Source organism: Pediococcus parvulus (assembly GCF_964063155.1).
Classification (GTDB): domain Bacteria; phylum Bacillota; class Bacilli; order Lactobacillales; family Lactobacillaceae; genus Pediococcus; species Pediococcus parvulus.
Genome location: NZ_OZ061292.1, coordinates 1,333,533 through 1,353,939, shown reverse-complemented (window position 1 = coordinate 1,353,939; position 20,407 = coordinate 1,333,533). Strand labels below are relative to the sequence as shown.

The following is a 20,407-nucleotide window of genomic DNA, read 5'->3' as shown; positions in this document are numbered from 1 at the left end:
TGACGACGGCTCAATTATCGTTAAAATCTAGTTTTGCTCTGTTTTTGTGGTTTCAAAAAGAAAAATTTTTCGGCCGCTTTTTAAGGGTCTTTTAAAATTCGATGAGGATTTAAAAGGGGTTCTTAAACTGTGATACAATACAGCTAACATTCTATTTAAACGGAGACTTTTATGAAAACTAATAATTTCCTTTCTTCGGTTTTAACGGTAATTAAACGAATTGGTCATTTTTTAGCGCCATATTGGCGTCAATTTAGAGTCCTTTTTGGTCGTTACTGGCGAAGATTTCAATTAACGCGATGGTTGATTATTTTGTTCTTAAGCTTTTTTTTGGTGATGAGTGGTTATCTGACTTACCGGGCCAAAACGGCTAATGTTGCTGACCTAAAGACAGAATTAGAAAAACCAACGGTCGTATATGATGCAAAAAATAAAAAAGCCGGCTCCTTGTATTCTCAAAAGGGAACTTGGGTCAGCTTAAGCAAGATGTCAATCAATGTGCAAAATGCAGTAATATCAACTGAAGATAGAGGCTTTTATAAAGAGTATGGTTTCTCTGTTAAAGGAATTGGTAGGGCGGCATTGTTGTATGCAGTGAATAAAGTATTAAGGCGGAATTATATAAGTGGTGGTGGTAGTACGTTAACTCAACAGCTGGTTAAAAACGCTCTATTATCACAACAACAGACCTTTACGCGCAAGGCAAAAGAACTGTTTTTGTCGATTGAAGTCGAAAATGTATACACTAAATCAGAAATTTTAGAAATGTACTTGAATAATGCTTACTTTGGGAACGGTGTCTGGGGTGTTCAAGATGCTTCTAAACGCTATTTTGGGGTTTCTGCAAGTCAATTAACAGTCCCCCAAGCAGCTGTTTTAGCGGGGATATTGAAGTCACCTAGTGCATATAATCCGGCCGATCACCCCGCGGCTTCAAAACAACGACGGAATGTCGTTTTAAGCTTGATGGCCGAAAATAAAAAAATAACGACTTCTCAAGCAAAAACGTATGAAAGAACGGCTTTAACAACCGCGAATACTTTTTCAGATACCAGTGGCTATAAGTATCCGTATTACTTTGATGCCGTAATCAACGAGGCAATTAGTCGCTATGGTTTGACTGAATCTGATATCATGAATCGTGGCTACAAAATTTACACGTACTTGAATCAGAGCGATCAAACAAGTATGCAGGAAAAATTCAAGAATTCTAGTTATTTTCCTGCGAATGCATCAGATGGGACAAAAGTACAAGCGGCTTCAATTGCGATCAACCCTAAAACGGGGGGAGTGGCCGCTGTAGTCGGCGGACGTGGCAAGCACGTTTTCAGGGGCTTTAATCGTGCAACCCAGATGAAACGTCAACCTGGATCAACATTGAAGCCGATTGCCGTTTATGCACCAGCATTGTCTAGCGGATATTCCTACGATTCTACTTTGACGGACAAGTTACAATCCTACGGGACAAACAAGTATCGCCCAGAAAATTATAACAATGAGTATGTGGGTTCGTTGCCAATGTATAAGGCGTTGGCGGAGAGTCGTAATGCCCCAGCAGTCTGGTTACTTAATAAGATTGGTGTGGCTAAAGGGTATGCGTCTGTTCAAAAATTTGGTTTGAATATTGATAAAAGTGATAAGAACTTGGCATTAGCTCTGGGTGGATTAACGACAGGTATTTCGCCTTACCAGTTGGCAAGTGCTTACACGGCTTTTGCGAATAATGGTGAACTGGCGCAAACCGGTTTTATTCGAAAGATTGTGGATTCTTCTGGAAAGACTATTGTGAATAATACGACACAAACCAAACGTGTGATTTCCAAAAAAGTGGCTAAAGAAATGACAAGTATGATGATAGGTGTTTATAGTGATTCATATGGGACTGGCGTGAATGCGAAACCTGCTGGGTACACAATTGCCGGTAAGACCGGTAGTACTGAGGTAGATGGTGCCTCAACTAGCGACGCAACCACTGATGAATGGATGATTGGCTATACGCCAGATATGGTGGTAGCCACATGGGAAGGCTTTGACGATACCACCAAAACGAACCATTTGGAAAACCTAAGTGGAGTTGGTTTAAGCTCCTTGTTTAAGGCGGAGATGGAAGGCATTTTACCAAATACTGATGGCACGAGTTTCAATACCACCAATGCGTCTACTTTAGCTACCGCGGAAAGTTCCAGTTCAGGTTCTAGTATTTGGGACAGTATTCAAAATGGTACTTCTAGCGCAGAAAAAAGCTTTTCAAAAGGAACAGAATCCTTTAAGCAAAAGGCAAGTGAATGGGTTGATAAAGCCAAGAATTTTCTTGGTGGTAATTAAACTTTATTGAATGCGCGTATCAAACCGGCTTTGGTATGATACAATATCAGTATAAAAGCGTAAACATCTAGGAGGAAGACAATGGCTGTTAATATTTACGATACTGCAAACAAAATGGAAGAAGAAATTCGCCAAACAACTGAGTATACGAGTTTGAGTGCAGCATATGCAGAAATGAAGAAAGATCCTAAGGCATATGAACTTTTTAAAGATTTTCAAGAAGTTCAAGTTAATTTGCAGCAAAAACAGATGAATGGTGAAGATCTAACTGACGATGAGATGAAGCATGCACGCGAAGTTGCGAGTCAAGTTGGCAACGTGGATGTCATTAAGGCGTTGATGGACAAAGAACGCAATTTGAACCAACTTTTAAATGATATCAATCAAATTATTACTAAACCGATACAAGAATTGTATCAAAATTAAGATGAATAACGCTTCAAAAAGCGTATTTTAAATACAAACAGGGTTAGTGCAAATGATGATTTGTTCTGGCCCTTTTTTATGAATCAAGGAGTTAAACTATGAAATTTATTCATTCAGCAGATATTCATTTGGATAGTCCGTTTAAAGGATTACGAAAAGCACCAGATCAAGTGTGGCAGCTTATTCATGATTCTACGTATCGGGCGTTTTCTAATTTAGTCACGACGGCCATTAAGGAAAATGTGGATTTTGTCTTAATTGTAGGAGACTTATTTGACCAAGTTCAACACAGCATTAGGGCGGATTTGTTTGTTAACGAACAATTCGAACGCTTAAATCAAAAACAAATTCCGGTCTATTTGAGTTATGGTAATCATGATTATTTAAATGACAATACGGAAATTATTAATTATCCGAAAAATGTGCATGTCTTTTCAAGTAATCCTCAAAAAGAGCAGTTGACGCTAAAGGATGGGACGACCGTTTCTATCATTGGCTTTAGCTATGATAAACAGGCTGTGAAAGAAGATATTGTGGCCGAATTTCCAGCACGTGATCAAGCTGATTTCGAAATTGGTACGGTTCACGGTAGTTTGGATTCTTTAAATGCACCAGAAGCGAACTACGCTCCCTTTTCCAAAACCGAATTATTAAACTTACACTATGATTATTGGGCGCTTGGCCATATTCACAAACGTCAGGTTCTAAATGAAGATCCGGCCATTATTTATTCTGGTAATTTACAAGGACGGCATAAAAATGAACCAGGAACGAAGGGCTTTTATTTGGTTTCAAGTAAGGGGAAAAAACTCATTCCGAAATTTAAGGAAGCCTCAGTGATTAATTGGCAAACACTCACGATTGAGGTGACGGCGGCCGACACGTTTGATGAGATTGTGAAAACAATTTTACATCACATCGAAATTCTGCTTGATAAACAACCTAATTTTATTGATGTCAAAATAAAAAATGTCCAAGCCTTATCTGGAGCGGTTTTAACAAGAATTAAAGATGGTAGTTTATTAGAAGTTGTTCAGCAAAAGCTTCTTAAAAACAGCCAATCTTGGGTTTATGAAATTACACCAGTACCAACTCAAGAACTATTCAATTTGAGTGCTTTGGATAGTGGGTTTTGGGAGCAAAGTCGCAAAAAGATTTTTACTGAAGAAAACGTGACTCAAATTGCGGGGAAATTACTGAATTATTCATTTATTACTGAAGCCCTAAATGAAAAGTCTCAAGATACACAACTCCAGGATTTAGCGGAAACTTTACTACTTGAAAATGGTGGTCGTGAGGAGCAAAACGATGAAGATACTAAAGATTAATGTTTATGGGTTTGGCAAATGGCAAGACCAACAGTTTGATTTAACGAATGGCTTAACTGTGTTTTCAGGTCCCAACGAGGCCGGAAAATCTACCTTACGCCAGTTTATTTTAAGTGTTTTGTTTGGCTTTCGCACCAAAAGAGGAGCTGACCGTTATTTGAGGTATGAACCCAAAAATGGGTCCAAATACGGCGGTGAGCTATTAATTGAGAACCATGATGAGCAGTACTTGTTGACCCGTGTAAAGGGAAAAAGTGGCGGCAAGCTAACCATAACAAATGTGGCAACACAAGAAGTTTTGGCAAATGATGAGTTGAGCAATTTGTTGGGTTCGGTTGATGAAACACTTTTCAATGAGATGTTTAGTTTTAGTCAAAGCGAATTAGCCGAGGTGCGCCAATTAGATCGGGATGAATTTCGTAAACGAGTTTTAAAAATTGGGGCAGTTGGCAGCGATGAATGGATTGGCCTCCAGAGTTCCTTTGAAAAGAGTGCCGATAAAATTTATGCTCCTAAAGGACGAGTGCGGCCATTAAATAAGTTACTCAAAGAATATGATTCACTTAGTCAGTCGGTTCAAAAAGCGGCAAATGAAACTGAATTGTATAAACAATACGCGACTGATATGAATTTGAACCAAACTAAGTTGTCGCAATTGCAGGTAAAAATTGAAACTAGCAAAGCCCAACTAGATAAGCTAAAACATGATTTGTCTGGCTGGGATGCTTATCAAAAATATCTTGAGCTTGCGCCTAAACTAAACAGCCATTTTGTGGAAATATCTTCCGATTTAATGCAGGCTGTTGAACATAATCACCAGCAGATTAGTGAAGCAGCACAAACACTTCAAACTCTGCAAGAAAAAATTTCCGACCTAAAACAAAAGGAACAACAAAATCCGCGAATCTTATTTTATAGTAGCCATGAACAAGAATTTGAGAACATTCGTCAGGATTTAAATAAGATTGAAAATGTTGTGATTCAAGATGAGCAGTTGGGAAAAAAGCAGGTTGAAATTGATGCGGAACAAAATCAAATTCGGCGTCAACTGGGGATTCAAGAAACAGTTCCGGAGCCTTTTAGTGAAGAGGAGTTTGATCAGCTTCAACGTGATTTAAAGCAAAAAAGTGAGCGAACTCGCGAAAAGCAAAATCTGCAAAACCAAGTTGTTGAATTACAAGACAAGCTGCTTAAAACGTCCAATCCTAACTCAAATAACTCAAAAGACAAGCTAAAAATGAGCTTTTCAGTAATTGGTTTTATAATTATCATTTTGCCTTGGGCACTTAGTTTGTCAATGGGTGTCAAAATAGGTTTATTAGTGTTAGGATTACTCATCATTCTAGGTGGATGGTTGATCAATCCAAATGAGAACAAGACAGATCATGCTGAAGACGATTTACAAACTCAAGTGACAAGTTTGCAAAAACAGCTACAAGAAATCACAGAGCAAAGCAAGGACGTGAACGAGCGGATTCAAAAATTTGGTGTGGCTAAAGGGATCTCGCAGACTGATCCACAAACCTGGTTGGCAATGCAAAATGATTTAAAACGATTTGAGAGATTATCTGAAGATCAGCGAGCTAATCAAAGTCAGCAACATAACAATCAAGAAATCATTGCGGTGTTTAATGAAAGAACGAAAATATTGGCCGATTGGGTAGTTTTAACAGGATCAATTAATCAGCAATTAAAGAACCTAGCAGACTATTTCAAAAAAATTGAACAAGAACAAAAGATTACTCACCAAAATAAACAAGATCTAAAATATTATCAGGATCGTTTTAATCAAGTTGAACTGGAAAGTAAAAAAGCTAAGCAAGCTGAATCAGAATATCTCCAGAAACTTTCTTTGAAAAATTGGGAAAGTTTTGAGACTGCTAAGAAAGCCCAGTTTGATCAAGAGGCTATGATAGGACAAGTTGCCCAGCTTAAACAGCAATTAGGGGAAAGTACTTTAACAGACTTGCAACACTTTTCTGATCAGGAAGAAATTCAATCCCAATTGCACAGGCAAGAAAATAATTTGACCCAGTTGCGTGATGAACAGGAAAAATTAGTTGAACAAAAGACAGTTTTGAACACACAAATGCAACAATTAGCAAATGATGAAACCTACGCTAATTTGCAACAACAACAGGCTAACTTAGAGGCTGAGATCTTGGCCCAAACACGTGATTGGTTGACCGAAAAATTAGCAGCTCAATGGATTGATGAAACTTTATCAGTAGCTAGTCAAGGCCGATTACCAAAGATTATGAACTATGCTGAACAATATTTTTCTTTGTTAACCAATAAACGGTACAATAAGATTAGTTTCGATGACGAGACAATTGTTGTATTTGATTCCGATCACCAAAGCTCCGAAGTGGGGGAACTTTCTCAAGGAACCGCCGAACAGTTGTATGTTTCAATTCGGTTGGCGTTTGTAAAAGTGATGGCTGATTTAGTCAGTTTGCCAATTATTATCGATGATGGTTTTGTCAACTTTGACTCAAACCGGAAGCAAAATGTGATGGCGCTACTTAATCAGATTAGTGAAGAACATCAAGTTATTTATTTTACAGCTGATGATCAAATTGATGATTTAGATACAAAGGCTCAAGTAATTCGGCTTAAATAAGCATAAGGAGCGGTTAATAATGGATAGTAAAAAACTTTTTGACTTTGCAGTTGATGATACCTTAAACATTTTTGTTTTGATTAAGAGTGCTGAGGTACGTGTGGCCAAAAATGGTAAAGATTTTCTCGCAATGGTTTTTGAAGACCGATCCGGCGATATTGGTGGTAAATTTTGGGATGCTAGTTCCCAAGATATTAAGAACTTTGAAGCTGGAAAAGTTATTTTTTTAAATGGTAAACGAGAAAACTACAAGGGAACACCGCAAATTAAGATTTTGGGTATGAGACTGGCAACAGAAACAGAACCTAGTAACCCCAGTTTGTATACAAAAAAAGCACCAATGACGGTTGCTGATATGAAAGAAGAGGTCAGCAAACTTCTCTTTGACATCACTAACCCAAATTGGAATAGAGTCGTCCGCTTTTTACTCCAGAAGTATGATGAACAATTTTATACGTATCCGGCCGCAAAAACAAATCACCATGCCTTTCAGGGTGGACTAGCATTTCATACAATATCTATTTTGCGACTTGCCAAAAGTGTCAGTGATCAATATCCTCAAGTGGATCGGTCGTTATTATACGCCGGAGCCATTTTACATGATTTAGGTAAAACAATTGAATTATCAGGGCCAGTTTCCACAACCTATACCGTTGAGGGAAATCTGTTAGGTCATATTGTTATCATGGACGGCGAAATTGTCAAAGCCTGCCAAGAACTGAAAATTAGTGATAGTAGTGAGGACATCTTACTGTTACGGCACATGATCGTTTCGCATCATGGGTTGAAAGAATATGGCTCACCAATTGAACCCTTATTATTAGAAGCGGTTGTCTTACATGCGTTAGATGATTTGGATGCGTCCATTCAGATGGTCACCGGGGCACTTAGCCATACTAAAGACGGCACTTTCTCAGAACGTATTTTTGGAATGGACGGACGTAACTTCTATAAACGAATTGGCCATCAATCAGAATAAGCGCAAAAAAAGATCAACCAAACTTCAAAACTTGAAGTTGGTTGATCTTTTTACTTTGGAACTTATTTAGATGAAGAACTTGAACTTGATAGATAATCTGAAAGTACATTCTTCAAATCGCTATCTTTGATTGAAACATTACCCTTTTTGAGAACCTTAGCAACAACAGCTTTTAACTTAGAGCTACTGCTCATATCAGCAGTCCAGATACGTTCTTTAAGTGCCTTAGTATGATCACTCATCTTACCTTTAGAAGGATAGTCGAGCATCTTGATTACTTGGTAACCATAAGTTGTCTTAACAGGAGTAGTGGTGTATTCGCCTTCTTTAAGAGCAAATGCAGCTTTAGTAAAGCTGGAATCTAAAGAAGTATTAGTATCGTCAAATGCTGAAAGTTTTCCGCCTTTGTTCTTAGTAGAACTGTCGGTAGAATATTGTTTGGCTAGCTTAGTAAAGCTTTCGCCCTTTTTAAGCTTTTTGATAACTGTTTCTGCAGTTGATTTCTTTGAAACAAGAATTTGTGCGACCGTAACTTTTGGTTCATAGGTCTTCCATTCTTTCTTAAGATCAGCATTAGTGATTGTAGCATTATCTTTTACGGCTTCCTTCAAAAGTAAATTAGAACGAATTTCTTGTCTAAAACTTGAAGCTGTCATTCCGTTTTGTGTCAAAACACTCTTGAATGAGGTACCGTATTCTGTCTTATAAGCATTGTATTGCTTAGTAACAGTTTTCTTAGAAACTTTGCTACCATAGTCCTTTTCGAGAACTTTATTCAAGATCATTTGTTGAAGCACTTGTTTACCACTTGAAGTTGACTTCAAGCTACTATAATAAGCACTTTCGGTGATCTTACCACCCTTTGTTGTTGCAACTGTTTTACTACATGCAGCTAAACTCACTGCCATAAAAACGCTGGCTAATGCAATTAACCATTTCTTCATCCATAAACACATCCTAACTAAATTGTTTGAAAAACTTCAATTCCCATCATAACATACAAACCGTTTGTTTTATAAGCCTACATGAATCTTTAATAAAAATTCAAACTATATTCATGAATCATTATTTTGTTGGTTTATCAGAACCAATAGAATCTAGTTGTTTATTAATATCTTGAGTCAGCTTTTCAATTCTTTCTAATCGGGGCTGTAATTTATATTGAAAGTGGTCAACATCTTTTTGAATGGCATTTAAAGTGGGTTGACTGTCGGCAACAGCTTGCTGTAATTTTTGAGTGCTGTCCTTTAATTTGGTGACTGCTTGGCCGAAATGATGGATACTTTCAATGGTTTCTGTAAAACTTTGCTTAATACTAGTTAAAAAATCGGGGTGGGACAGAACATATTTACCACCACGATATCCTAGCAGGGACAAAACGGTGAGCTTGAGTAAACGGTGGTTCTTTTTTTTGGCCATTTTTAAGCCTCCAGTTCAGATTTTATTTTTGTTTGAATAGCAACAAGTTGTTCTTTCGAGTAGGAATCTGTGTTGTCACCGAAGATCATTTTGAAATCATCATTTTCAGAGTAACGAGGAATAAGATGAAAATGAGAGTGAAAAACTGATTGGTAGGCGATTGACCCATTATTGTTAACAATGTTCATACCAATGATGTTGGGGTTACTAGCCTTAATAGCTTGTGCAATTAAAGGAATCTTAGCAAAAGTTTTAGAAGCTAACTCGGGATCGTATTCGAAAATGTCCTTTACGTGAGTTTTGGGGACAATGAGTGTATGACCTGGAGTTGCTTGAGAAATGTCTAGAAAGGCCTTAATGTTTTCGTCTTCGTAGATTGTATAACTAGGAATTTCACCATCAATAATTTCACAAAAAATACAAGATGCATCACGTTTGTTAGCCATATTGATTACCTCTTTTTCTTAATTGATTTCATTATACCAATATTTAGAGGTAAGCCCAAAAGAACATTGCTCATGAAACCTGTGAAAACGGGAAGATCATGATATAATCGAATCAAATCAAGTATTGAAAGAGGAAGAAACTAGAATGGTTTTAAAAATTGAGCATTTAGTCGGCGGATATTCACAAATCCCTGTTTTAAAAGACATTAATTTTGAGGTCCACGAGGGTGAACTAGTTGGATTGATCGGGTTAAATGGAGCCGGAAAATCAACAACTATAAATCACATCATTGGGTTGTTGACGCCACAGAAGGGTAGAATCACGATTGATGGGAAAACAGTTTATCAAGATAGTGATGCCTATAAAAAACAAATTGCTTATATTCCCGAATTACCCGTTTTATACCCAGAATTGACTTTAAAAGAACATATCAACCTTACGATTATGGCATATCGTTTAGATGCAGCTCGAGCTTGGCAACGGGCAACCGAATTGCTTAAGACATTCCGGCTTGCTAACAAATTGGATTGGTTTCCTGATAATTTTTCCAAAGGAATGAAACAAAAAGTGATGATTGTTTGTGCATTTTTGACAGATGCCAAACTCTACATTATTGACGAGCCTTTTTTAGGACTTGATCCATTAGCAACCGATGATTTATTGAAATTAATTAATGATAGAAAATCGCATGGTGCAGCTGTGTTGATGTCCACCCATGTTTTGGATACGGCAGAGAAATACTGTGATCGATTTATCTTGCTTCATAGCGGTAAAATTCAAACTCAAGGTGATTTGGCTTCCTTAAGAAAACAGAATCCAACTTTAGGACAATCTTTGACAGATATCTATCTTGGATTGGCAAGAGAGGGTGAATCACATGACTGATCTTTGGAAGAAAAGACAACGTGCTCACTTTCTGGAGATGCTGAAATATTTACGATACGTTTTAAATGATCATTTTGTGATTGCTTTGATGTTTTTGGTAGGTGGTCTTGGATATGGATATTCCAATTTCTTGAAAGGTTTTAAAACAACAAGTTGGTGGGCAGGACCGGTTACCATTTTATGTTTAGTGGTAATTCTGCAAATAGGCAATTTAGCGACCTTATTAAAAAAAGCTGACCCGGTTTTTTTGCTTCCTAGAGAACATGACATGCATGCTTACCTAAAACAAGCCCGTGTGCATAGTGCAATTTTTAGTGCCTGTGTTGAAATTGTTGGAATAGCAGTTTTATTTCCATTTATGGCTATTGCGTTTCATCTTTCCGGCTGGCAAATTTTGGGCTTTGGGATTACCGTGGTTATTCTAAAATTTGGTCAACTTTCTATGGCATTAAATCAGTTATATCAAAATCAAGTTTTTTTGTGGTGGCAACGCCTAGTAATGGACTGGATTTTACCCATATTATGGATGATCATGGGCATTTATTTGAACGTTTGGATTGCTATTGGTTTGTCAATTGTACAGAGCCTGATTGAAGTACTTAGAGAAAACAGTCAGTGGCAACAAAGATCGTTAAGCTGGAATTTAGCCGTTAACGTTGAAGAGCAGCGAATGTTAAGGATTTATCGTTTCTTTAACTTGTTTACAGATGTACCGAATGTCCACGGAACGGTTCATCGGCGTAAATATTTAGACCGGCTGCTCACTATGGTCGATCGTCATTCAAAAAATCCATATGTTTATTTGTTTTCCCGCGCACTCATGCGGAGTACGATTTATAGTGGCTTATATTTTCGTTTGACTATTTTGGGAATGGTGCTATTGATTTTTGTGCCAAATATGTATTTGTCGCTGTTTTTGCAAATCCTGTTTATCTATTTAATCAGTTTTCAATTGTTACCTTTGTTAGTCAATTATAATGAAAATGTCTTCACACATTTATATCCCATTAAGAATGCAATCAAAAATGCAGGTTTTAATTGGTTAGTCAGTCGTTTGCTGATGGGGACAGTTATTTTATTTGCGTTGGTTGTCGGCATCGCAAATACTTCTATAGTGCAAGCCGGCTTGAGTTTTGTACTAGGAGTAATTGAAGTTTGGCTCTTAGTTAAGCTTTATTTTCCTAGTCGAATTAAGAAAATGAATTCTTGACGCGTGTGGGGACAATCTATAGAATTAATTGATGACGGAATTTTGAAGAGAAACTTGAGGAAAAATAATGAGAGTTAGAAATAAACCATGGGCTGAACCACTGATTGCGGCTCACCCTGAAGTGATAAGTACCAATCCTATTGAATTTAAGGGAAATTGGCAGGCTCGATTTAAAAAGCCACAACCAATTCGGATTGAAATCGGCATGGGGAAGGGCCATTTTATTGTCGAAATGGCTTTAAAATATCCGGAAATTAATTTTATTGGTATTGAAATTCAACGTTCAGTGGCAGCAATTGCCTTGAAAAAAGCCTTGGCCAATGGCTTACCAAACCTACAATTGGTTTTAGCTGATGGGGCCGATTTGAATGAATATTTTGAGGATGGTGAAATTGACCGTATTTATTTGAATTTTTCTGATCCTTGGCCAAAAACAAGGCACGAAAAAAGACGACTGACTTACAAAACCTTCTTGCAAGTTTATCGCACAATTTTGGTGGAACATGGAGCTATTGAGTTAAAAACTGATAATCAGGGCTTATTCGAATACTCCCTTTTAAGTATGAATAATTTTGGCCTGGTATTTGACGGTGTTTATTTAGATTTGCATCATAGTGATGAAGCACTGGAGAACGTTGAAACCGAGTATGAACACAAATTTAGTGAAAAAGGACAGCGCATTTACAAACTAAAAAGTCATTTTTAGAGACGATAAATATCAATAATTGTGCCTGTTTTTGCGTCTGCTAAAAACTCGTATTGAATTAGGTCCCCGTCTTCATAGCGAGTAATCCCGCCATAATAGACGTTTGTTTTGATTGCAAATTTTTGCAAGGGTGCTTGTTTCATTTCTATCCAGGAACCTTCAATCGGACCTTCTTTTAAGAAAGCCTTGCGAACAGTTTCCAAAATAGCGTTGGCGGAAACCCGTTTTTTATGAAATAAAAACCAGCTTGCCAAGGCGCCAGTTGTTAAACCAATTGAGCCGATTGCAACTTGTGTAATGACGGTTTCTTTTTTGGACATTGTGAGTCACTCCTCTTTTAGTTCCTATTTATAGTTATAGTATACCAAGATCGTTTAAAATAATATATCAGAATGAGTTAAAACAGAAAGGAAACGCTATGTTAATCAGTAGTTATAATCCCACAGAGTTAGGCGACGTCTTAGTTTGCATTTTAAATCCAGATACAGAAACGCAATCGGTTGCCACAAAAGAAAATGTCACCCGGATTTATGATCCCAAAACCAATAACACTTTAGGTTTTAATTTTAAAGCAATCTCTGAGCTATTAGGTAATTTAAAGACCCGGGGTCAAGTTTTTCTAACAGTTGCACAAGTTGAAAAATTAAATGCGTATTTAAAGTCAGTTGGTTTTGATCCAGAGTTAAAAGCAGATACTAAAAGCAAATTTATAGTTGGGTTTGTTGAAACGGCTGAGCCACATCCAGATTCAGATCACTTGCTGGTTACCCAAACTCTTGTTGACCATGATGAAAAGGTTCAGATCGTAAGTGGGTCTCCTAATATGAAATCCCAAATTAAAGTTGTCGTAGCTAAAGTGGGGGCAATGATGCCGGACGGATTAATTATTTGGCCTGGTAGTCTCCGTGGGGTTGATAGTTTTGGCATGATTTGTTCTGGTAGAGAATTACATCTGCCAAACGCTCCTCAAAAGAAGGGCGCATTAATTTTACCCGATAATGGTGAATTTAAAGTTGGGGCGCCGTTTGATTTTTCACAGGGTGCCAAGTTGTTTAAGACTAAATAAAGTTGGGTGAACGAAATTATGAGGCATTATGATGGTCCTGCTTTTTTTCGAAAAGATCAGGATTCGCTAAATAAACAAGTGAATAAGAAACACGGAAAACGACGGAAACCATTAATTGAAAAGCATTCAAAAACGAATATTCCCTTTTTAAATAATCAGGATGCTAGATCGGCGGTTAATTTAGAGCAGCCAAAAGCCATAGATAAACGCACAATTTTGCGTTCTGCGGCAATGGCAAATGATCGATCGGAAGATCAAAGTGAAGCTGTGAAGGCAGCACCAACGGTTCAACCTGATTCGGCCCCTGAGACGAATTATTCGCCAGCTAGTGAAGAACCTTCGATAAGTGAAGATCACGGTTCATCGGCGGAAATTAAGATGTCCATGAGTTCAAGTGTGGCACCAGTCCAGATGGCGCATTCACAAATTGATAATGAAGCAGACCCGGCATTTTCCAGTGAGCGTCAGTTTGAATCACGTCAGATGACACCACAAAAGCCGACAACCACAGCACTTGGATCTTCAGAAAATTCAACGGCGATGGGATATCAATTTCCGTCAGTTGACTTGTTGAAACCTCCTGTTAAACTGGATGCGGACTCCCAATCAGAGTGGTTAAAGGATCAGGTGCAAAGTTTGGACAGCGCTTTAAACGCTTTTGGGGTAGATGCAAAGGTTGTGGATTGGACGGTCGGGCCAACTGTCACCCAGTTTCAGATTGAACTGGGACGGGGAGTAAAAGTTAATAAGATTACCAACCTAACGGACGATTTGAAATTACAGTTAGCAGCTAAAGACATCCGAATTGAGGCCCCAATACCAGGTAAAAGTACCGTTGGTATTGAGGTGCCAAATTTTAAATCGCGACCAGTTATGTTGTCAGAAGTATTAAACTCAGCTGCCTTTAAGGAAAGTCAGTCACCGTTAACAATTGCCTTAGGGGTGGACTTGTTTGGTCAACCACGCGTTTATGACTTGAGAAAAATGCCGCACGGCTTAATTGCGGGGGCAACTGGTTCAGGTAAAAGTGTGTTTATCAACAGTTTATTGATTTCAATTCTTTATAAGGCGACGCCACGGCAAGTACGGTTACTCTTGATTGATCCCAAAACAGTTGAATTGGCACCATATAATGAATTGCCGCATTTGCTTGCTCCTGTCATTTCGGATCCTAAGTCGGCGTCAGCAGCTTTAAAATGGGTCACCAACGAAATGGATGAGCGCTATGAAAAGTTAGCAGCCGCTGGAGTGCGTAATATTGAACAATTCAATAAGAAAGCTGAAACATCAGGTCATGCTGCAGATTATTTGCCTTACATCGTAGTTGTCATTGATGAATTAGCTGATTTGATGATGGTCGCTTCCTCTGAAGTTCAAGATTATATTGTCCGGATTACCCAAAAGGCTAGAGCAGCAGGAATTCATTTAATCATCGCGACGCAACGACCTAGTGTGGACGTGGTCACCGGGTTGATTAAGAATAATATCCCAACGCGAGTGGCATTCATGGTTTCTAGCCAAATTGATTCGCGCACAATTTTGGATCATAGTGGGGCAGAACGGTTGTTGGGCCGTGGAGATATGTTATTTCTGGGTAATGGGGCAAGTACGCCGATTCGGCTGCAGGGATCTTATGTCGATGGCGAAATTGATGAAATTACTGAGTTTATTCGTTCTGAATCGCAACCCCATTATGAATTCGATCCAGATTTATTGAAAAAGCAGGTTGAACAAATTGATGAACAAGGTGAGTTACTACCAGACGTTTTAGAGTATCTGGCTGATGAGGATACCATCTCCACATCCAAGTTGCAGCGGGTCTTTTCGATTGGTTATAATCACGCGGCAACCATTATTGACCAACTTGAAAGTCAGAATTACGTTTCGGAAGCTCGCGGGTCAAAACCACGTGAAGTTTATTTTACTCAAACAGATTTGAAAAAGATTCATGATGAACAGCCCTGATTTCGATAAAAAACGGGTTTTTATTGTGGTAAACTGTTAACAAAACTGATAAAGAGGAAGAGAAAAATTGGATAACAAGACGACATATTACTTTATAGGTATTAAAGGTTCGGGAATGAGCTCGCTAGCGTTAATTCTTCATGATGAAGGGTATACAGTAAAAGGGTCTGACATCGAAAAATATACTTTTACACAGCGCGGATTAGAGCAGGCCGGCATTGAGGTTCTTCCTTTTGATGAAGCTAATATTAAAGAAGGATTGACGGTCATTGCAGGTAATGCATTTACAGATGATCATCCTGAGATTAAAAAAGCAAGAGCAATGGGATTGTCCGTCACTCGATATCATGACTTCTTAGGAAAAATGCTGTCTGGATATACCAGTATCGGTGTTGCTGGTGCGCATGGCAAAACAAGTACGACAGGCTTACTTTCTCATGTGCTAAGCGGTGTGGCCCCAACCAGTTACTTGATTGGGGATGGAACTGGTAAGGGAACTCCGAATGCCCGCTTCTTTGTTTTTGAAGCTGACGAGTATCGGCGGCACTTTATGGCCTACCATCCAGATTATATGATCATGACCAACATTGATTTTGATCATCCAGATTACTATACCGGTATTGAAGATGTTTATCATGCTTTCCAAGACGTTTCTCAACAAGTCAAAAAAGGAATTTTTGCATGGGGTGACGATGTCAATTTACGTCGCTTAAAGGCTGATGTCCCAATTTATTATTACGGGACTGGCAAGAATGATGATTTCCAAGCTCGTGATATTAAACGGACAACGCTGGGTTCTGAGTTTGACGTTTATCATGAAGATGAATTTTTAGGTCATTATCAAATTCATTTATATGGCGAACATAACGTGTTAAACAGTTTAGCTGTCATTGCAGTGGCTTACTTTGAAAAAGTGGATTTAAACGAAATTAAAGATGAATTACTAGATTTTAAGGGTGTTAAACGGCGCTTCTCTGAGAAAAAAGTGGCTGATATGACAATTATTGACGATTATGCCCATCATCCATCGGAAATTAAAGCAACACTTGATGCTGCCCGACAAAAATATCCTGAAAAAGAAATTATCGCCGTTTTCCAGCCACATACTTTTAGTCGGACAATTGCTTTGTTGGACGATTTTGCCAAAAGCTTGAATTTAGCTGACAAAGTTTATTTGACCGACATCTTTAGTTCCGTTCGTGAAAAGAATGGTAAAGTCTCATCAGCAGATTTGGGTGCCAAAATTAATAAAGGCGGCGAGATTCTAAAGGTCGATAATATGTCGCCACTTTTAGATTATCATGATGCGGTAGTTGTATTCATGGGTGCTGGGGATGTACAACGCTATGAAAAGGCTTATGAGGAACTCCTTAGCAATTTAAGTTTTAAAAATAATTAAATAATTTGACTAATTCTGACCTTTTTCCTTGATTGAAATTTTTAATCTGATAGAATGTATTCAAAATGAAAGAAAGAGGGAGTTTGGTATGCAAGAACCACGAAATCTTGTTAACACTGAAGTAGGTCTCAGTACCTTTATGACAAGAATGTATGGATTTATGGGATATGCCGTTGCGCTTTCAGCACTTATTGCCTATCTGAGTGGCGTTGTGTTTAGAGCACAGATGATGCCAATCCTTTCAGGACATCCGTTTATTTTCATAATCGTCTTAATTGGGCTATTGGTTTTCAGTGGCACGGCAAGTAGAAAAGCTCTTCAAAATGCTAAGACTGGCTTTTTGATGTTAACGTTGTTTGCTTTATTCTTTGGGTTAGAATTTTCGGTTATCTTTTTAACCTTTAATTTACCCACCATTGCTTCGGCGTTTATTGCGGCCGCAATTACTTTTGTTTCCATGTCGGTAATTGGCGCAACTACACACAAAGACATGACACGAATTGGCAATCAATTGTTTGCCGCATTTATTGCGTTGTTTGTCGTGATGATTATAAACATCTTCTTACGAAGTGCAGTGATTGATTATCTTTTTTCGTTTATTGGCGTGATCATCTTTGCCGGGCTATCAATGACGGACACTAACAAAATGAAGGCTATTTATTTACAATATGGGGATCGGGTTTCCATGAATGGATTAGCTACTCAAGGTGCCTTGCAGCTTTATGTAGACTTTTTGAACCTATTCCAATTCTTATTACAAATCTTTGGTGGATTTGGTAGTCGTGATTAACAGTTTTTAGAAAAAGCAACTAACTTGTGAGTTATTACAGGTTGGTTGTTTTTTTTAGAAAATTTTTAAAACGGCTGGAATCAATCTAAATTAAAGAAACGATTCGTAACAATAAGTGTCTGGAATTTGTTAAAATAAAGCTATGAATATAAAAGGAGAATAAAATGGCCAATAAAAAATTACTTTTGATTGATGGAAACAGTGTGGCCTTTCGTGCGTTTTTTGCGCTCCATAATGCTTTAAGCAAGTTCACAAATCAGGATGGGCTCCATACTAATGCGATTTATGGATTCAATAAAATGTTGGATCATATTTTAGAAATTGTCCAGCCAACCGATGCGTTGGTTGCATTCGATGCAGGCAAAACAACCTTTAGAACTGAAATGTATGACAATTACAAGGGTGGTCGGTCAAAGACACCACCAGAGCTTTCTGAACAGATGCCTTATTTGCGTGAACTGTTAAAAGGATATGGCATTAAAACATATGAGTTGGCTAATTATGAAGCTGATGATATTATTGGGACCCTTTCAAAGCAAGCAGAAGATGCCGGCTATCAAGTAACTGTGGTCACTGGTGATCGAGACTTAACGCAACTATCAAGTGAAAAGACCACGGTTTCGGTTACAATTAAAGGGGTTAGTGAAGTTGAGCATTACACCCCCGAGCATGTTCAAGAAAAGTTAGGCTTGAAACCAGCTCAAATTATTGATATGAAGGGCCTTGCTGGCGACACTTCGGATAATTACCCTGGTGTCACTAAAGTGGGCGAAAAAACAGCAATAAAACTGCTTCAACAATACGACTCGGTTGAGGGTGTTTATGAACATGTTGATGAGATGAAAACTTCCAAACTTAAGGAGCATTTGATTGAGGATCATGATAATGCTTTTCTCAGTAAAAAACTCGCAACAATTAACCGGCAGGCGCCAATTAAAGTGACTTTGGCAGACTTGAAATATACTGGGAAGAATACGGCTAATTTAGTTGATTTTTATGAACGCATGAATTTTCAATCATTTTTAAAACAAATGCGATCTACAGAAGGATTTGAGGATTCGCAAACTCTTCAAGATATATCATACGTTGAATTGACAAAAGAAAATTTGACTGAAGTGGCCAAGTTACAGGGTGAAATTTCGTTTTACTTAGAATTGCCTGATAAGAATTATCATACTTCAGCATTTGCCGGTTTTGGCATTGGGTGTGATGAAAAATGGTACGTTACGCGTAATGTTGACTTGTTATCAGAGCCGGTGATTAAAGACATTTTTACAAATTCCGATAAACAACTCAACGTTTTCGATCTCAAACGGACTTATGTTGGCTTGAATCGTTTGGGAATTTTATTTACAAATGGTAAAAATGATATTTTGCTGCAATCCTATCTTTTGGATACCAACGATAATTCCAATGATTTGGGTGCATTAGCGCACCGCCATGGCTACCAAGACATTCAAACTGATGAAGAAGTATATGGAACGGGAGTCAAACGGGGTATTCCTGAAGATGATACTGTCTTTTTTAAACATTTGGCAACTAAATTGCGGGCAATTCAAAAATTAGTACCCCAATTGCAAACAGAACTTAAGCAAAATGAACAAAGTGAGTTGTATACCACTATTGAATTACCATTAGCTTTAGTTCTTGCTAAGATGGAAATTGCGGGGATCAAGGTTGATACTGGCCGTTTAGAACAGATGCAAAGTGAATTTACGGAACGCTTGAGTGAAATTGAACAGACCATTTACAATGAAGCTGGCGAAAAGTTTAATATTAAGTCCACCAAGCAATTAGGCACCATTTTATTTGATAAACTCGGGTTACCAAGTTCTAAAAAAACAAAAACCGGCTATTCAACTGCCGTGAGTGTTCTGGAAGGCTTACGTGGACAAGCTCCGATCATTGACAACATTTTAGCTTATCGACAAATTTCAAAAATTCAATCCACTTATGTGAAGGGGTTATTGAAAGTTGTCCATTCTACTGATCAAAAGGTGCACACAACCTATTTACAGACATTGACGCAGACAGGACGGCTTTCTTCAGTTGATCCTAATTTACAAAACATTCCGATTCGGTTAGAAGAAGGACGCAAGATTCGGCAGGCATTTGTACCTAGCCAGGCAGATTCACAAATCTTTTCGTCTGATTATTCTCAAATTGAACTCCGTGTTTTGGCTCATATTACAGGAGATAAGAATCTCCAAGCGGCGTTTCAAAACGATGAAGACATTCATGCAAGTACGGCTGTCCGAATCTTCGGATTGAAGGATGCTTCAGAAGTAACTCCTAATATTCGGCGCCAGGCCAAAGCGGTGAACTTCGGAATTGTTTATGGAATTAGTGACTATGGATTGTCACAAAATATTGGTATTTCACGAAAACAAGCCAAGACATTCATTGATACGTATTTTCAAGAATTTCCTGGTGTCAAAAATTATATTGAAACGATTGTACAAAGTGCAAAAGAAAAAGGTTACGTTGAAACCATTGCACATCGTCGGCGTTATTTGCCTGACATTAATTCCAGCAATCATAATCAACGTTCATTTGCAGAACGAACCGCAATGAACACCCCCATCCAGGGAAGTGCGGCTGATATTATTAAAATTGCCATGATTAGAATGCAAAAAGAGTTAGAAGCACGGAAACTTAAGACAAAGATGCTGTTACAGGTCCATGATGAATTGATTTTTGATGTTCCTAATGATGAGTTAGAAGAAATTAAGAAATTAGTTCCTAGTGTGATGGACTCCGCAATTAAACTTGATGTTCCGCTGAAAGTTGAAAGTGCTTATGGCAAAAGTTGGTATACTGCTAAAAAGTAAAAGTTAGA

Annotated in this window: 17 protein-coding genes; 13 read left to right on the top strand and 4 right to left on the bottom strand. The window is 38.1% G+C overall.

Translation table 11 applies throughout. The features are described 5' to 3' along the window. The first annotated feature begins 171 nt into the window (after nt 1-171). From AB3217_RS06625 to AB3217_RS06605, 5 genes are all read left to right on the top strand, one after another. A complete protein-coding gene (locus AB3217_RS06625) occupies nt 172-2,325 on the top strand; it encodes a PBP1A family penicillin-binding protein (protein WP_367365838.1) in 2,154 nt (717 codons plus the stop codon). Nucleotides 2,326-2,406: 81 nt separating this feature from the next. After that, nucleotides 2,407-2,751, top strand: a complete 345-nt coding sequence (locus AB3217_RS06620; RefSeq protein ID WP_057783061.1) for a YlbF family regulator — start codon at nt 2,407-2,409, stop codon at nt 2,749-2,751. Nucleotides 2,752-2,849: 98 nt separating this feature from the next. Next, entirely contained in the window at nt 2,850-4,079 is a 1,230-nt protein-coding gene (locus AB3217_RS06615) for an exonuclease SbcCD subunit D (RefSeq protein WP_367365837.1), read from the top strand. Then, nucleotides 4,060-6,702, top strand: a complete 2,643-nt coding sequence (locus AB3217_RS06610; protein ID WP_068805214.1) for an AAA family ATPase — start codon at nt 4,060-4,062, stop codon at nt 6,700-6,702. Before AB3217_RS06615 ends, AB3217_RS06610 begins: the two co-directional genes overlap by 20 nt. Nucleotides 6,703-6,721: 19 nt before the next feature. Further along, nucleotides 6,722-7,681, top strand: a complete 960-nt coding sequence (locus AB3217_RS06605) for a 3'-5' exoribonuclease YhaM family protein (RefSeq protein ID WP_057783067.1) — start codon at nt 6,722-6,724, stop codon at nt 7,679-7,681. Between the two features lie 62 nt (nt 7,682-7,743). On the opposite strand, the gene AB3217_RS06600 is transcribed toward AB3217_RS06605, so the two are convergent. From AB3217_RS06600 to AB3217_RS06590, 3 genes are all read right to left on the bottom strand, one after another. After that, complete coding sequence (locus AB3217_RS06600; RefSeq protein WP_057783069.1) at nt 7,744-8,625, bottom strand: peptidylprolyl isomerase PrsA; 882 nt, start codon at nt 8,623-8,625, stop codon at nt 7,744-7,746. 121 nt (nt 8,626-8,746) lie between these two features. Beyond that, nucleotides 8,747-9,100: a hypothetical protein gene (locus AB3217_RS06595; protein ID WP_068805219.1), complete on the bottom strand. Its 354-nt coding sequence runs from the start codon at nt 9,098-9,100 to the stop codon at nt 8,747-8,749. Nucleotides 9,101-9,102: 2 nt separating this feature from the next. Continuing rightward, nucleotides 9,103-9,546, bottom strand: a complete 444-nt coding sequence (locus AB3217_RS06590) for an HIT family protein (RefSeq protein WP_367365836.1) — start codon at nt 9,544-9,546, stop codon at nt 9,103-9,105. A gap of 145 nt (nt 9,547-9,691) precedes the next feature. On the opposite strand from AB3217_RS06590, the gene AB3217_RS06585 reads away from it, so the two are divergent. The 3 genes from AB3217_RS06585 to trmB all read left to right on the top strand — a co-directional run bounded on the left by AB3217_RS06585 (nt 9,692) and on the right by trmB (nt 12,348). Further along, entirely contained in the window at nt 9,692-10,432 is a 741-nt protein-coding gene (locus AB3217_RS06585) for an ABC transporter ATP-binding protein (RefSeq protein ID WP_068805222.1), read from the top strand. Further along, complete coding sequence (locus AB3217_RS06580; RefSeq protein ID WP_068805225.1) at nt 10,425-11,642, top strand: ABC transporter permease; 1,218 nt, start codon at nt 10,425-10,427, stop codon at nt 11,640-11,642. Before AB3217_RS06585 ends, AB3217_RS06580 begins: the two co-directional genes overlap by 8 nt. A 67-nt stretch (nt 11,643-11,709) precedes the next feature. After that, nucleotides 11,710-12,348, top strand: coding sequence for a tRNA (guanosine(46)-N7)-methyltransferase TrmB (gene trmB / locus AB3217_RS06575; protein WP_057783078.1), 639 nt, complete (start codon nt 11,710-11,712; stop codon nt 12,346-12,348). On the opposite strand, the gene AB3217_RS06570 is transcribed toward trmB, so the two are convergent. After that, the gene (locus AB3217_RS06570; protein ID WP_057783080.1) at nt 12,345-12,668 is read right to left on the bottom strand and encodes a PepSY domain-containing protein; all 324 of its coding nucleotides are present in this window, start codon (nt 12,666-12,668) and stop codon (nt 12,345-12,347) included. The genes trmB and AB3217_RS06570 overlap by 4 nt on opposite strands. Before the next feature lie 98 nt (nt 12,669-12,766). On the opposite strand from AB3217_RS06570, the gene ytpR reads away from it, so the two are divergent. The 5 genes from ytpR to polA all read left to right on the top strand — a co-directional run bounded on the left by ytpR (nt 12,767) and on the right by polA (nt 20,399). Continuing rightward, nucleotides 12,767-13,414 (top strand): YtpR family tRNA-binding protein, encoded by a 648-nt coding sequence (gene ytpR / locus AB3217_RS06565; protein ID WP_057783083.1) that lies wholly within the window; start codon nt 12,767-12,769, stop codon nt 13,412-13,414. An 18-nt stretch (nt 13,415-13,432) separates the two neighbouring features. Beyond that, nucleotides 13,433-15,379: a DNA translocase FtsK gene (locus AB3217_RS06560; RefSeq protein WP_367365835.1), complete on the top strand. Its 1,947-nt coding sequence runs from the start codon at nt 13,433-13,435 to the stop codon at nt 15,377-15,379. Nucleotides 15,380-15,446: 67 nt separating this feature from the next. Next, nucleotides 15,447-16,778: a UDP-N-acetylmuramate--L-alanine ligase gene (gene murC / locus AB3217_RS06555; protein ID WP_068805231.1), complete on the top strand. Its 1,332-nt coding sequence runs from the start codon at nt 15,447-15,449 to the stop codon at nt 16,776-16,778. A gap of 88 nt (nt 16,779-16,866) precedes the next feature. Further along, nucleotides 16,867-17,568 carry a Bax inhibitor-1/YccA family protein gene (locus AB3217_RS06550; RefSeq protein WP_057783089.1) on the top strand — a complete coding sequence of 234 codons (702 nt, stop codon included), beginning with the start codon at nt 16,867-16,869 and terminating at the stop codon, nt 17,566-17,568. Between the two features lie 164 nt (nt 17,569-17,732). After that, nucleotides 17,733-20,399 (top strand): DNA polymerase I, encoded by a 2,667-nt coding sequence (gene polA, locus AB3217_RS06545; protein WP_068805234.1) that lies wholly within the window; start codon nt 17,733-17,735, stop codon nt 20,397-20,399. Nucleotides 20,400-20,407: the final 8 nt, after the last annotated feature.

Excerpts from the sequence above, each read along its gene's own strand:
- ytpR (WP_057783083.1), top strand. The coding sequence starts at position 12,767 with ATGTTAATCAGTAGTTATAATCCCACAGAGTTAGGCGACGTCTTAGTT.
- AB3217_RS06580 (WP_068805225.1), top strand. The coding sequence starts at position 10,425 with ATGACTGATCTTTGGAAGAAAAGACAACGTGCTCACTTTCTGGAGATG.
- AB3217_RS06625 (WP_367365838.1), top strand. The coding sequence starts at position 172 with ATGAAAACTAATAATTTCCTTTCTTCGGTTTTAACGGTAATTAAACGA.
- AB3217_RS06590 (WP_367365836.1), bottom strand. The coding sequence starts at position 9,546 with ATGGCTAACAAACGTGATGCATCTTGTATTTTTTGTGAAATTATTGAT.
- AB3217_RS06550 (WP_057783089.1), top strand. The coding sequence starts at position 16,867 with ATGCAAGAACCACGAAATCTTGTTAACACTGAAGTAGGTCTCAGTACC.
- AB3217_RS06570 (WP_057783080.1), bottom strand. The coding sequence starts at position 12,668 with ATGTCCAAAAAAGAAACCGTCATTACACAAGTTGCAATCGGCTCAATT.
- trmB (WP_057783078.1), top strand. The coding sequence starts at position 11,710 with ATGAGAGTTAGAAATAAACCATGGGCTGAACCACTGATTGCGGCTCAC.
- AB3217_RS06560 (WP_367365835.1), top strand. The coding sequence starts at position 13,433 with ATGAGGCATTATGATGGTCCTGCTTTTTTTCGAAAAGATCAGGATTCG.
- polA (WP_068805234.1), top strand. The coding sequence starts at position 17,733 with ATGGCCAATAAAAAATTACTTTTGATTGATGGAAACAGTGTGGCCTTT.
- AB3217_RS06600 (WP_057783069.1), bottom strand. The coding sequence starts at position 8,625 with ATGAAGAAATGGTTAATTGCATTAGCCAGCGTTTTTATGGCAGTGAGT.
- AB3217_RS06605 (WP_057783067.1), top strand. The coding sequence starts at position 6,722 with ATGGATAGTAAAAAACTTTTTGACTTTGCAGTTGATGATACCTTAAAC.
- AB3217_RS06595 (WP_068805219.1), bottom strand. The coding sequence starts at position 9,100 with ATGGCCAAAAAAAAGAACCACCGTTTACTCAAGCTCACCGTTTTGTCC.
- AB3217_RS06615 (WP_367365837.1), top strand. The coding sequence starts at position 2,850 with ATGAAATTTATTCATTCAGCAGATATTCATTTGGATAGTCCGTTTAAA.
- AB3217_RS06585 (WP_068805222.1), top strand. The coding sequence starts at position 9,692 with ATGGTTTTAAAAATTGAGCATTTAGTCGGCGGATATTCACAAATCCCT.
- AB3217_RS06610 (WP_068805214.1), top strand. The coding sequence starts at position 4,060 with ATGAAGATACTAAAGATTAATGTTTATGGGTTTGGCAAATGGCAAGAC.
- AB3217_RS06620 (WP_057783061.1), top strand. The coding sequence starts at position 2,407 with ATGGCTGTTAATATTTACGATACTGCAAACAAAATGGAAGAAGAAATT.